The organism is Pauljensenia sp. C0170B4 (assembly GCF_056590235.1).
On sequence record NZ_JBWPVS010000002.1, the window covers coordinates 1 to 14,054 of the forward strand.

A 14,054-nucleotide genomic window follows, 5' to 3' on the forward strand; every position below is an offset into this window, starting at 1 on the left:
TTGGGTAGTGGTGAGTGTAGCGGGTAAAGAAGCGCCGGCTAACTACGTGCCAGCAGCCGCGGTAATACGTAGGGCGCGAGCGTTGTCCGGATTTATTGGGCGTAAAGGGCTTGTAGGCGGTTTGTCGCGCCTGTCGTGTAATCCTCTGGCTTAACTGGGGGTGTGCGGTGGGTACGGGCAGGCTTGAGTGCGGTAGGGGAGATTGGAATTCCTGGTGTAGCGGTGGAATGCGCAGATATCAGGAGGAACACCGGTGGCGAAGGCGGGTCTCTGGGCCGTTACTGACGCTGAGGAGCGAAAGCGTGGGGAGCGAACAGGATTAGATACCCTGGTAGTCCATGCTGTAAACGTTGGGCACTAGGTGTGGGGGCCGCCCTTGGTTTCTGCGCCGTAGCTAACGCTTTAAGTGCCCCGCCTGGGGAGTACGGCCGCAAGGCTAAAACTCAAAGGAATTGACGGGGGCCCGCACAAGCGGCGGAGCATGCGGATTAATTCGATGCAACGCGAAGAACCTTACCAAGGCTTGACATGCGCCCTGAGCGCCTAGAGATAGGTGTGCATTTGGTTGGGGGTGTGCAGGTGGTGCATGGTTGTCGTCAGCTCGTGTCGTGAGATGTTGGGTTAAGTCCCGCAACGAGCGCAACCCTTGCCCTATGTTGCCAGCGCGTTATGGTGGGGACTCGTGGGGGACTGCCGGGGTTAACTCGGAGGAAGGTGGGGATGACGTCAAATCATCATGCCCCTTATGTCTTGGGCTTCACGCATGCTACAATGGCAGGTACAGAGGGTTGCGATGCTGTGAGGTGGAGCGAATCCTTTAAAGCTTGTCTCAGTTCGGATCGGGGTCTGCAATTCGACCTCGTGAAGGTGGAGTCGCTAGTAATCGCAGATCAGCTACGCTGCGGTGAATACGTTCTCGGGCCTTGTACACACCGCCCGTCACGTCACGAAAGTTGGTAACACCCGAAGCTTGTGGCTTAACCTTTTTGGGGGGAGCAGGTGACGGTGGGATTGGCGATTGGGACGAAGTCGTAACAAGGTAGGCGTACCGGAAGGTGCGGCTGGATCACCTCCTTTCTAGGGAGCCCTGTTTGTGCGTTTGTTTCTGCTCTTTTTGGGGTGGGGCGCGTTGTGGGGTTGCAAGTGTTGGCGGAGCGGACACATTGTCGGGTTTTCTTTCAATTCCTGTGTGTTTTGGAAGTGTTTGTTGCCTGCGTCTGGCTGCTGTTGTGGTGGTTGGGTGTGTGGTGGGTTGTTTGTGAACTGTATAGTGGTTGTGAGCATCTTTATTGTGTTTTCTGTGTTTTGTTGTTTTTGCATGTTTTCATGTTTGTGTTGTGTTTAGTTTTTGTGGGCATTCGGTGGATGCCTTGGTACCAAGAGCTGATGAAGGACGTGGCGGCCTGCGATAATCCTTGGGGAGTTGGCGAGCGAGCGTTGATCTGAGGGTGTCCGAATGGGGGAACCTGGCTGGGGTTGTGCCTGGTCACTATCATCTGAATTCATAGGGTGGTAGGGGGAACGCGGGGAAGTGAAACATCTTAGTACCCGTAGGAGAAGATATTTCGTCAGTAGTGGTGAGCGAAAGCGGATGATGGCTAAACCGTGTGCGTGTGTGACTCGGCGGGGGTTGCGTGTGCGGGGTTGTGGGGCTCTTTTTTCTCATCTTCTGCCGGGGGTGGGGGTGTGTGCGTGTGCGTGTGGTGAACATCTTGGGATGGGTGACCGTAGTGCGTGATAGTCGTGTAGCTGTGTGTGTGCGTGTGTGCTGAAGGGGTGCCCGAGTAGTGCGGGGCTCGTGGAATCTCGTGTGAATCTGCCAGGACCACCTGGTAAGCCTGAATACTTTTTGGTGACCGATAGTGCATAGTACCGTGAGGGAATGGTGAAAAGTACCCCGGGAGGGGAGTGAAATAGTGCCTGAAACCGGGTGCCTGTAAGCCGTCAGAGCCTGCTTTTGTTGGGTGATGGCGTGCCTTTTGAAGAATGAGCCTGCGAGTCAGTGATGCGTGGCGTGCTTAACCCGTGTGGGGGATGCGTAGCGAAAGCGAGTCTTAATTTTGGGCGTGTGTCGCGTGTTGTGGACCCGAAGCGGGGTGATCTACCTATGGTCAGGGTGAAGCTATGGTAAGACGTGGTGGAGGCCCGTACCCACCAGGGTTGAAAACCTGGGGGATGAACTGTGGGTAGGGGTGAAAGGCCAATCAAACTCCGTGATAGCTGGTTCTCCCCGAAATGCATTTAGGTGCAGCGTCACACTGGGCTTGGTGGAGGTAGAGCTACTGGTTGGTTGATGGGCCGTGTTGGTTACTGACGTCAGCTAAACTCCGAATGCCATTTCAAGTGGGTGTGGCAGTGAGACTGCGGGGGATAAGCTTCGTGGTCGAGAGGGAAACAGCCCAGATCATCGGCTAAGGCCCCTAAGCGTGCGCTGAGTGGGAAAGGATGTGGAGTCGCGTTGACAGCCAGGAGGTTGGCTTAGAAGCAGCCATCCTTGAAAGAGTGCGTAATAGCTCACTGGTCGAGTGGTTGTGCGCCGATAATGTAGCGGGGCTTAAGCGTGCCGCCGAAGCCGTGGCAATAGCAATTTTTTTGTTGTTTTTGGGTAGGGGAGCGTCCTGCTCTGGGTGAAGCTGCCTGGTGATGGGTGGTGGACGGGGTGGGAGTGAGAATGCAGGCATGAGTAGCGTTTCGTGGGTGAGAATCCTACGCGCTGATTGACTAAGGGTTCCAGGGGCAGGTTTGTCCGCCCTGGGTTAGTCGGGTCCTAAGGCGAGGCCGACAGGCGTAGTCGATGGGTGACCAGTTGATATTCTGGTACCGTTTGTTTTCCGTCTAACGCTGCATGCTTTCGCGTCGTGTGCTTGCCGTGCGTGGTGTTGTCTTTCGGGATGATGCTGAGTGTGGCTGTGTGTGGTGTGGAGTGTGTGGTGAGCATTGGGGTGACGCAGGGAGGTAGTTGCTGCACACTGGTGGTTATGTGTGTCTAAGGTTGTGGCCTGTTTCTTGGGTGAAATCCGGGAAGCTGCGTTTGATCGCGTGGGTGAGGGCTGATGGGGCTGCCTGTTGGGGTGGCTAGTGGTGATCCTGTACTGCCGAGAAAAGCCTGGATGTGAGGAAGATGAGCGCCCGTACCCTAAACCGACTCTGGTGGTCAGGTAGAGTATACCGAGGCGTGCGAGTGAATCATGGTTAAGGAATTCGGCAAATTGCCCCCGTAACTTTGGGATAAGGGGGGCCCTGCTGGTGTGCCTGCTGTGCGTGGGTGGTGCTGGTTGGGGTCGCAGAGAATTGGGAGAAGCGACTGTTTATTAAAAACATAGGTGTGTGCTAAGCCGTAAGGCGCTGTATACGCACTGACGCCTGCCCGGTGCTGGAAGGTTAAGAGGACGACTTAACTGCTTTTTTGTGGTGAAGGTTTGAATTTAAGCCCCAGTAAACGGCGGTGGTAACTATAACCATCCTAAGGTAGCGAAATTCCTTGTCGGGTAAGTTCCGACCTGCACGAATGGCGTAACGACTTCTCCGCTGTCTCGACCGTGATCTCGGTGAAATTGCAGTACGAGTAAAGATGCTCGTTTCGCGCAGCAGGACGGAAAGACCCCGGGACCTTTACTATAGCTTGGTATTGGTGTGTGTTTGTGCTTGTGTAGGATAGGTGGGAGACTGTGATGCCGTGCCGCTAGGTGTGGTGGAGTCGTTGGTGAAATACCATTCTGGTTCAAGTATGCATCTAACTTGGAGCCCTGATCGGGTTTGGGGACAGTGCCTGGTGGGTAGTTTAACTGGGGCGGTTGCCTCCTAAAGGGTAACGGAGGCGCTCAAAGGTTCTCTCAGCCTGGTTGGTGATCAGGTGGTGAGTGTAAGTGCACAAGAGGGCTTGACTGTGACACTGACGGGTGGAGCAGGTACGAAAGTAGGAACTAGTGATCCGGCCATGGCTTGTGGAAGCGTGGTCGCTCAACGGATAAAAGGTACCCCGGGGATAACAGGCTGATCTTGCCCAAGAGTCCATATCGACGGCATGGTTTGGCACCTCGATGTCGGCTCGTCGCATCCTGGGGCTGGAGTTGGTCCCAAGGGTTGGGCTGTTCGCCCATTAAAGCGGTACGCGAGCTGGGTTTAGAACGTCGTGAGACAGTTCGGTCCCTATCCGCTGCGCGCGTTGGAAACTTGATGAAGGCCCGTCCCTAGTACGAGAGGACCGGGATGGACGAACCTCTGGTGTGCCAGTTGTACTGCCAGGTGCATTGCTGGTTGGCTACGTTCGGTTGGGATAACCGCTGAAAGCATCTAAGCGGGAAGCTTTCTTCGAGATGAGGTTTCCGTGCCCCCGTTGTGGGGGTGGGAGGTCCCCAGTAGATGACTGGGTTGATAGGCCAGAGGTGGAAGCATTGTGAGGTGTTGTGAGCCGACTGGTACTAATGGGCCGATTCTAAACCAACACTCACACACTAGTGTGTGTGGGGCGAAGCGAGAAAACACGTGCACCCTATGTTTGGGGTGTGGTGCTTGCAATCACTGTGCGGTACACACTCAACCCACACGTTGTGGGTGGGTGACATTTTTTGCGGTGGCTCATGGCAGGCGGGAAACGCCCGGCTCCTTTCCGAACCCGGAAGCTAAGCCGCCTTTGCGCTGATGGTACTGCGACCGGGGGGTCGTGGGAGAGTAAGACACTGCCGCAATCAACCGTGAGTTCGGGGGTGGGGTACAGGCCTGGAGACAGGCCAGTACCCCACCCCCCCCTTTTTACGCGCACACGCAAGCCCGCACACCCAGCGGGGCCGACCGACCGGATACCCAGTCAACCAACATAGTAGTGCACGGGCAACTGCCCGCCTCAGACGTGTATCTGCGCACGAAATTCATGAGCTGACAGGTATGTCAGCGCATATCAGGTAGCATTAACAGCAGTATTAACGTGTGAAGCAGCTCCGTAGATAGGGCGGGACACAGACGAATAGGGGAGACCATTCATGGCAGACGAACGACACGATCGATCGAACGACTTCCGCTCACGAGGCGAGCGTTCATGGAGGGGCTCCTCAGACCGCCGAGGCTTCGGCCGTCGAGATGACCAGGGAGGTCGGCGCTCTTCCGGTGGCTACCAGTCACGCAATCGTCGCTTCGATGACGGCGAATCACGGCGAGACGGTGGTTTTCAGCGTGACGGTGGTTTCCGACGCGACGGTGAGTCACGACGCGGAAGCGGACAATGGCAGCAGCGCGACAATGACCGTGATTTCAAACGCGGCAGCTTCAACCGCTCAGACCGTGACCGCGACCGTCATGGCGCGGGGCGCGGCTTTAGAGAACGTGACGATCGTCGCGGCGGACGTTCTGACGGTTTCGACCGCGATGGCAGAAAGCGCTTCAACAGACGAGGTGACGGTAAAGGCAGGAATTGGTCAGACCGAGGCGATCGGAATGACCGTCATGACCACTCCGAACGTGGCAGCCGTTTCGACCGAAACGATCGTGGAGACCGCAGGCGCGATGACCGCTCCCGTTCACGTCATGACCGAGGAAACAATCAGCGCGGCGATGCCAACTACGCGAGCACCGAAGAATACGTGTCACCTCACGGTGATGAGCCGACAATTCCAGCCGGCGTATCAGCCAGTGAACTCGACTCTGAAGCCCTGCGTTCACTCAAGACGCTATCGGGAGCTAACCATGACATCGTGGCACGCCACCTCGTTATGGCCGGTCAACTCATTGATCTGGATCCCGAGCAGGCCTACGAGCATGCCCGCGCCGCAGCCAAGCGAGCCGGTCGTGTCGATACAGTACGCGAAGCAGCCGCATTGACTGCCTACGCATCGGGACGCTATGAAGAAGCATTGCGTGAGGTGCGAGCCGTGCGACGCATGCGCGGAGACCAGTCTCTGCGCGCCGTGGAAGCGGACTGTGAACGCGGACTGGGCCATCCAGAACGAGCAGTTGACATTATTGACAAGACCGACACCGCCGCTCTTGACCTGGGTGAACAGGTCGAACTCGTCCTCGTTTCGTCTGGTGCGCGTGCGGATCTAGGACAAAACGAAGTCGGCCTGGTGCTGGTCGATGATGCGCTGGCAGCCTTGCCTGAAGATGCCGACACCGAATATGTGCGCCGTCTGATGAGCGTCAAAGCCGATCGTCTGCGCGAACTGGGGCGCGACGAGGAAGCCACTCAAGTCGAAGAATCGATGCCGCCGGAAATCGAAGATCCCGACATCGTGGACATCGAAATGATTGCTGATGCGGACGTCACCAAGCGTGGCAGCACGTTGCACGGAACCGACGAACCACTGTCCAGTCTCTTTGACACAGCGTTGCTTGACCTGGACGGCGTGGCATGGATGGGGTCAGACCCCATTGAGCATGCGGCCCCGTCCGTCGTCGCCGCGCGTGAGAACGGCATCAAGACGGTGTTCGTGACCAATAATGCCTCACGTCCGCCTCAGGCAGTCGCTGAAAAGCTGAATTCGATGGGATTCGAAGCGGACGAATCCATGATCATGACATCCGCGATGGACGTGGCGGCTATTATGAGCGACGAGCTCGATGACGGCGCCAAGGTCTTTATGGTTGGTGGTCCTGGACTGCGCGAGGCTCTCGAAAAAGCTGGATTCACCCTCGTTGAACGTGCAAGTGACCAGCCAGATGCAGTCGTCATGGGACTGGACCGAACTGTCGGCTGGGAACAGATGTCGCAGGCTGCCTACGCGATTCAGGCCGGCGCCCGATTCTTTGCCTCCAATATGGACTCCACACTGCCGACAGAAGAAGGCTTTGCCCTCGGAAACGGCTCTCTGGTGACCGCCGTCGAACATGCCACCAAACAGCGTGCAACCGCGGCAGGTAAGCCGACGCCCGGAATCTACCAACGCGGTGCGAACCTGGTCGAAGCACACAATCCACTGAGCGTGGGAGACCGACTCGAAACCGATATTGCCGGCGCTGTCTCAGCTGGCTACCCTGCCCTTCACGTGCTGACCGGTGTCCATCAGGCAGCAGATGTGATTCGGGCACGAAAGGGTCAGCGACCCACCTACCTCGCCCTTGACATGCGAGGGTTGAACGAGGCTCATCCTCATCCCAAACATCACAAGGACAACACGTGGACCTGTGGGTACTCCCAGGTAGCATCGGTGACCAAGTGGGGCACGCTGCGCCTGGACGGTATCGAGTTGACTGAACCGACCACGGTCACCCTGGATTCGTATCGTGCGCTGGCAGCCGCAGCGTGGGCTGTCGAATCAGATGAGCCCGTGCGGTGCCCGGAATTGACGGTTGTGCCCAACGACGATCCGGCAGGGATTGTGACTCCGCCTGAACCTCAGGACGAATCGGAAGACGAAGCGGAAAATCCCGAGGTTTCAGACGCCATTGACGCGGAATTGGCTGAAGATACGCGCCCGGATTCCGAAGTCGAAGAGGAAGCCCTCAACACAGACAATCCGATCCCGGCGTTCCTTCCTGGTGAAGAAGAACTCGAAGCTCTGCTGCGCGAGGGCGCAGATGACGAGACCGGCGTGAAGACCGCTGAAAGCGAAGATGACGCTGCCGCGGCGGACAGCGCGCAGGACGTGTCGCAGGACAGTGCCAGTGAGTGAGAACGACCCCGTGACACCGCGCCCTCATGATCCGCATGATCGTGAGGACGCGGTCACAATTCCCAACGCAGAAGTCGAACTCGACGGATTGAACGAGGCAAGCGCACAGATTCAGGTACGCACGCTGGCAGGATTCGATGCGCAGCTTCGTGCTGCCCTCGAGCACGTGAGCCGCTGAGATGAAACTCAGGAGAATCGACTCCGAACTGGTGCGCCGCCACCTGGCACGCTCACGCACCCACGCTCAGGAACTTATCCACGATGGGCGCGTCAAACTCGACGGGCAGGTGGTGCTCAAGCCGGCTCGACAAATGGATCCTGCACAGGCAATCGTCATTACCGAGGGGGACACCGTCGACTACGCTTCACGCGGTGCCTACAAACTTGCCGGTGCGCTGGACGCCCTCGGAAAATCAGCACCGCTCATACAGGGGCGACGATGCTTGGATGCGGGAGCATCGACGGGCGGATTTACTGACGTCCTGTTGCGACGAGGAGCACAGCAGGTGATCGCTGTTGACGTGGGATATGGGCAGCTTGCCTGGAAGCTGCAGTCGGATCCGCGCGTCGAGGTACGTGATCGCACCAATATTCGTACGCTCGCGCCCGCCGATATCACGCCACCCGTTGACCTAGTGGTGTCCGACTTATCGTTCATTTCACTGACACTGGTGATCCCGCCGCTGATCTCCGTGGCAACACCCGACGCGGACTACCTGCTGATGGTCAAGCCTCAATTTGAGATCGGCAAAGACAGGCTCGGCCACGGAGGCGTGGTGCGTGACCCCGATCAGCACGTGGAAACGGTGGAAAAAGTCGCGCAATGTGCGCGTAGCAATGGGTTGGATATCTACGCCGTTCAGGCTTCACCGTTGCCGGGTCCTGCCGGTAATGTCGAGTATTTCCTGGCGATGCGCTCAGGTCATCCGGATGCGATCTTGGAGCAAAACCTGCACAATCGGATTGTCAGAGCAGTACAGGAAGGGCCGGCAGTGAGGGGAAGGAAACATTCGTGATTCAGCGCGTCATGCTGGTGCGCCACATCAACCGCCCAGAAGCACAGGCAGCCGCCCAGGCAGCAGCACGTGAGCTTTCGGTACGCGACATTGACGTGGTGCCTGAAGGAGACTGCACCGGCGATATCGACCTGGTGCTGGCCACAGGAGGCGACGGCACGATTCTTGCCGCAGCAGAATACGCCCGGAAATTCGACGCACCGTTGCTCGGCATCAACATGGGGCACATGGGCTTCCTTGCGGAAGTGTCTGCGGACGGCATCCTGTCAGTTGTTGACATGATTGCAGATGGGCGTTACACCATGGACACGCGCATGACGCTCGACATCCATGCGCACTTCCCCGATGGCACCGAATGGCACGACTGGGCGCTGAACGAAGCAGTCGTCATGCACACGGACGTGGCGCACCCGGTCCACCTGGGATTCGGAGTGGACGGACAGGCTGTATCCACCTACGGGGCGGACGGCATCATCTTCTCCACACCCACCGGCTCAACTGCATATTCGTTCTCTGCTGGCGGGCCAGTGGTATGGCCCGACACGGAGGCAATCATCATGGCTCCGCTGGCCGCGCATGGCCTGTTCACGCGGCCACTTGTTGTCAGCCCTTCGTCAGTGCTCAGCGTCAATATCCTCGAAGATGCGTGGAGTGCGCCAGAAGTGTGGTGCGACGGTCTGCGTCAGCGCACCGTCCCCAGCGGAACAACCATCACTGCCACACGAGGATGTCGCCCCGTCCACCTGCTGCGCCTCGATGACACTCCATTTTCCACGCGACTGGTCAAACGATTCCAGCTGCCTGTGGATGGTTGGAGGAAACGCCCATCCGAGCGTTAATCTGTCACGTGAGAGCTGGAGAGGCGAGAGGAGGCCAACGTGATCGATGCGCTCCGCATCAAGTCCCTGGGCGTCATTGACGAAGCCGACGTGCAATTTTCACCTGGCCTGACTGTCGTCACCGGTGAAACCGGAGCCGGTAAGACGATGGTGTTGACCTCACTGTCACTTTTGCTCGGCACTCGGGCCGATTCTCAGACCGTGCGTCAGGGGTGTGAGCAGGCCGAAGTAGACGGCATTTTCGAAGTCGATGACATGGTTGCCGCACGCGCCCAGGAGCTTGGAGCCAGCGTCGAAGACGGTGAGCTCATCGTGTCCAGAACGGTTAGTACCAAGGGTCGATCACGCGCCCACCTTGCAGGACGCCCCATCCCGGTATCCATTCTTGCTGATATTGGCGATAGTCTCGTCACGATTCACGGCCAGGCCGACCAGATGCGTCTACGTCAGACATCCGTCCAGCGCGCCATTCTCGATGAGACAGGCGACGATCAGCACCAGGAGCTTCTCCGCGACTACGCGCAAGCCTGGAAAGCAGCAGTCAATGCGAAAAAACGCCTGGACATGGCGCGCTCGCACGCCGACGAACGTGCGACACGCATTGAGGAACTGACCCGCATCACTGACCAGATCCGCCAGCTGGACCCGTATCCGGGTGAAGACGACGATCTGCGCACTCAGACTGAAAGACTGACCAACGTTGAGGATCTGCGCGCCCAGGTGGCTCTGGCCTACGCATGTCTGCGCGGTGAATCTGACGAGACCCACCTGATCGATCTGCTGCACCGCGTCCAGGCCGCATTCGCTGATGCCTCGCGGTTTGATTCCACGCTCGATTCGTTCGCCCAGCGTGCCCACACTCTGCGTCTTGATGCCGACTCGCTGGCAGATGATGCCGAGGCCTACCTGTCCACACTGAACGCCGACCCGGAGCGTCTTAACGCGTTGCACCAACGGCGCGCCGACCTGAATCGCCTGCTGCAGGGGCGGGCCGCAGATGCCACTCAGCTGCTTGAATGGGAAGCTCAGGCGCGCGCTGAACTTGAAGAACTGACAGATCCGGATGTCAACGAAGACTCCCTCGCCGCTGAACTTGCGCAGGCTCAGCAGCGCGTACTGGAACTGGGGGAGCGCCTGAGCACCTCCCGCCGGCACCTCGCAGACGAACTCAGCGAGCACGTCGATGCCGAGCTGGCAGCACTGGCGATGAAAGGGGCACACCTGAACGTCGAACTGATGCACCGTAAACCCAACTCCACGGGGTGTGAAGACATCACATTCATGCTGCAGCCTCATCCTGACGCGCCCGCCCGGCCAGTGTCTCGCGGAGCATCAGGTGGCGAGCTTTCACGCGTCATGCTGGCACTGGAAGTGGCGCTCTCGCATCGTGCGACGCCCCGCACCTTCGTCTTTGACGAGGTCGACGCCGGAATCGGTGGGCGCACAGCCACAGAGGTGGGCGCGCGACTGGCACGGCTGGCACGCGTACACCAGGTGATCGTGGTCACCCACCTGGCTCAGGTGGCAGCCTATGGAGACACCCACCTGGTAGTGCACAAAGAGGGTGGAACTGCGCGTGTGACATGCGTTGACGGGGAAGAACGCATCGACGAGATCGTGCGAATGACCGGCTCGCCGACCACCTCAGAAACGGCACGCCGTCACGCGAAAGAATTGATTCTGGCCGCAACCGTGCCACAATCGCCCTGTGAGTGACAATGAGACAGGTATGCCACCATCGCAGGCTCCCAGCGATGCGGATGTGAGGGCACGGATTCGCATCGACGAGAATCCCGTGCGGCTCGCCCGGCGCCTCGAAGCCGGTGAAATTGCGGTTATTGACAGGCCTGACCTGGACCGGGCCACCGCCCGACTGCTCATTGACGCACAACCCACAGCAATTTTGAACGCGTCAGCGTCCTCTACCGGCCGCTACCCGAACCTCGGTCCAGCCCTCGTCCTCAAAGCAGGCATTTTGTTGCTCGATGACCTGGGTTCTGACATTATGACCCTGCGTGAGGGAGACACCATCACGATCAGCGGCACGGAGGTGACGCAAGATGGTCGACTGATCGCATCCGGCCACGTGATGACTGACGAGGACGACCTGCGCGCACGCGAGGAAGCACGCGTGGGTCTGAGCACTCAGATCGAAGCGTTCGATGAATTCACAGATGACTATTTTGAGCGCGAATCTGACCTGCTCTACCACGAAAAAGGGATTCCGACCCTGCGCACCAAGATGCAGGGTCGCCCGGTTCTCCTGGTGAATAAGGCTGAAGATTCTGTCAAGGAACTCAAAGGGCTGCGTCGCTGGATTCGCGATACCAACCCCATCCTGGTCGGCGTTGACGGGGGAGCGGACCTGCTGCTTCGCGAACGCATGAAGCCCCACATCATCGTGGCCGACATGGATGCGGTCTCAGAAAAGGCATTGGGATGCGGGGCTGAACTAGTGGTGCGGGAGAACCGTGACGGCACCGCTCCAGGACGCGAACGCCTCAACCGACAGGGACGCTCCTACGAAGTGATGACCGCATCTGGGACCAGTGAGGATGCAGCGATCATTCTGGCTGCCACGCAACGTGCCTCCGTGATCGCCACGATCGGTATTCACCTGACGCTCCAGGATTTCCTCGATCGCGGACGCGCCGGAATGGCGTCAACCTTCTTCACGCGTCTCAAGGCAGGTGACGCGCTTATCTCATCGCGTGCCATTCGCGAAACCTACCGTCCACGCATTTCAGCGTTCTGGCTGATCGTATTCGTTATCGTCGCCGTCCTGCTGGCCGGTGCGGCACTGTGGTCCACACCGTGGGGGCAGGGTGCTATGGAAGTCGTAGCCCATTGGGTCGCAAGCTGGTGGCCCTTCAGCGCAGGGAGCAGTTAAAAGAGGTCATCATGGTTAATTTTCGCTATCACCTAGTCTCCATCATCGCGATCTTCATCGCGCTGTGCGTGGGCGTGATCCTCGGTGCCGGCCCCCTGCAGGTACGGCTCGATGACGCACTGAGCTCATCGCGCGCACAGGCGCAGCGAACCGCTCAGGAACAACTCGAAGAAGCCGAACACAGCCTCAAGCTGTCAGAAGCAGCCGTTTCGCAAATGGGCGACGAGATTGTGCCGGGAACCCTCGAAGGACGCAATATTGGTCTGCTGAAAATGGCGGCCACCGATCCTGCTGATATCGAGCAACTCAAGACTATGCTGAGCAAAGCCGGTGCAACAGTTGTCAGCGTCGCAACACTGACAGACAACTGGGATTCTCAGTCCATGACCGAGTATCGCAATACGCTGGCCACGCCAGTTGAGACCAACCTCGCCGGTGACGTTCCGGCAGATCTGACCAGTGACGGAGTGATCGGGCAGGCCATCGTGACTATTATGACCTCCTCTGGCGCCAACCAGGATCTGCTCCGTGACATCCTGACCGATGATTCGCGTCCCATTGTCACCTTCGATGAATCCGAGGGCGGTCAGGCTGACACCCTGATTCTGGTCGGGCCGCGCACGATGAAGGCTGGAATAGCAACCGCGCAGGACGCCCAGAGCGGCACAGGAGGCCCGACTTCTTCGAGCGCATGGGTCGGAATGGCTCGCGCATTGGCAAGTGCGCCCAATCCCGGCGTGATCGTGGGTGATGCCGGTGATGCGGACGCGATGATTGCCCAGCTGCGTGCACAGAACGCTCCAATCACCACCGTTGATTCCGTAGGAACAGCGATCGCCACGCTGGCAACAGTTCTCGCACTTCCGAGCGCCCAGGCTCAGCCACGCGCACTGGGCGGTGAGGACAGCGCCACCAGCGTGTTCCCAGAGCTTCAGCTCTCAGGCCGGCAAGCGGCTCCACCCGCGCCACACAACGAACCGGCAGACGGAGCCCAGTCACAAAGCGGAGGAGAGTAACACCGTGACGGCACACGAGGATGAACAGATGCCCATCGCTGATCGCAGCGGAAGCGCATCCGTCGCCAGTCACGACATCGTATGGCGCGGCAAAGTCTTTGACATGGCTGAAGACGAGGTCATCCTTGACGACTCTCACTCAGTGATTCGCCAGTACCTGTCGCATCCAGGCGCAGTCGGCATCGTCGCATTGCGCGGTGAGGACGGTAATGAGGAAGTACTGCTGGAATACCAGTACCGCCATCCAGTAGGCGCGCACCTGTGGGAGATACCGGCCGGCCTTCTCGATATCGAGGGTGAAGACCCCCTGACAGCGGCCAAACGCGAACTTGCTGAAGAAACGGATCAGAAGGCCGAGCGCTGGGATGTCCTCGTCGATTACTTCACCTCACCTGGAGGATCCGAAGAATCTCTGCGGATCTTCCTTGCCCGCGATGTTTCTCCGACTGGCACCACCTTCGAGCGTGAGGATGAGGAAGCGGCGATGGTGACCCGCTGGGTCAACCTGGATGAAGCTGTTCGCCTCGTTGCTGCGGGAAATCTGCATAACCCTTCAGCCTGCGTGGGAATCCTCTCCACCTTCGCTGCGCGCGCCCACGGGTGGCAGACCCTGCGTGCCAGCGACGCGCCGTGGATGCGTTCTGCGCGTCAGAACTGACTGCTCCAGACTCGAATCCTCCTTATAGCGT

Annotated in this window: 8 protein-coding genes and 3 rRNA genes; all 11 read left to right on the top strand. The window is 58.7% G+C overall.

The window, feature by feature from the left end:
• A 16S ribosomal RNA gene (locus tag AC1EJ1_RS02515) occupies window positions 1–1,077 on the top strand; the annotation flags it as partial.
• Between the two features lie 261 nt (window positions 1,078–1,338).
• Window positions 1,339–4,444: ribosomal RNA gene (locus tag AC1EJ1_RS02520) — 23S ribosomal RNA — on the top strand.
• A gap of 125 nt (window positions 4,445–4,569) precedes the next feature.
• Window positions 4,570–4,688 (top strand): 5S ribosomal RNA (gene rrf / locus AC1EJ1_RS02525).
• 291 nt (window positions 4,689–4,979) lie between these two features.
• Window positions 4,980–7,604 carry an HAD-IIA family hydrolase gene (locus AC1EJ1_RS02530; protein ID WP_285014000.1) on the top strand — a complete coding sequence of 875 codons (2,625 nt, stop codon included), beginning with the start codon at window positions 4,980–4,982 and terminating at the stop codon, window positions 7,602–7,604.
• Window positions 7,597–7,782, top strand: a complete 186-nt coding sequence (locus AC1EJ1_RS02535) for a hypothetical protein (RefSeq protein ID WP_070727364.1) — start codon at window positions 7,597–7,599, stop codon at window positions 7,780–7,782. The genes AC1EJ1_RS02530 and AC1EJ1_RS02535 overlap by 8 nt, the downstream gene beginning before the upstream one ends.
• Window position 7,783: 1 nt before the next feature.
• The gene (locus tag AC1EJ1_RS02540) at window positions 7,784–8,620 is read left to right on the top strand and encodes a TlyA family RNA methyltransferase (protein ID WP_285014001.1); all 837 of its coding nucleotides are present in this window, start codon (window positions 7,784–7,786) and stop codon (window positions 8,618–8,620) included.
• Window positions 8,620–9,459 (top strand): NAD kinase, encoded by an 840-nt coding sequence (locus AC1EJ1_RS02545; protein ID WP_058236919.1) that lies wholly within the window; start codon window positions 8,620–8,622, stop codon window positions 9,457–9,459. The genes AC1EJ1_RS02540 and AC1EJ1_RS02545 overlap by 1 nt, the downstream gene beginning before the upstream one ends.
• Window positions 9,460–9,498: 39 nt before the next feature.
• On the top strand, window positions 9,499–11,175 hold the full coding sequence (gene recN / locus AC1EJ1_RS02550; RefSeq protein WP_285014002.1) for a DNA repair protein RecN: 1,677 nt from the start codon (window positions 9,499–9,501) through the stop codon (window positions 11,173–11,175).
• Entirely contained in the window at window positions 11,168–12,349 is a 1,182-nt protein-coding gene (steA, locus tag AC1EJ1_RS02555) for a putative cytokinetic ring protein SteA (RefSeq protein WP_285014003.1), read from the top strand. The genes recN and steA overlap by 8 nt, the downstream gene beginning before the upstream one ends.
• Before the next feature lie 11 nt (window positions 12,350–12,360).
• Complete coding sequence (locus AC1EJ1_RS02560) at window positions 12,361–13,365, top strand: copper transporter (RefSeq protein ID WP_285014004.1); 1,005 nt, start codon at window positions 12,361–12,363, stop codon at window positions 13,363–13,365.
• 28 nt (window positions 13,366–13,393) lie between these two features.
• Window positions 13,394–14,023, top strand: a complete 630-nt coding sequence (locus AC1EJ1_RS02565; RefSeq protein WP_285014317.1) for an NUDIX domain-containing protein — start codon at window positions 13,394–13,396, stop codon at window positions 14,021–14,023.
• Window positions 14,024–14,054: the final 31 nt, after the last annotated feature.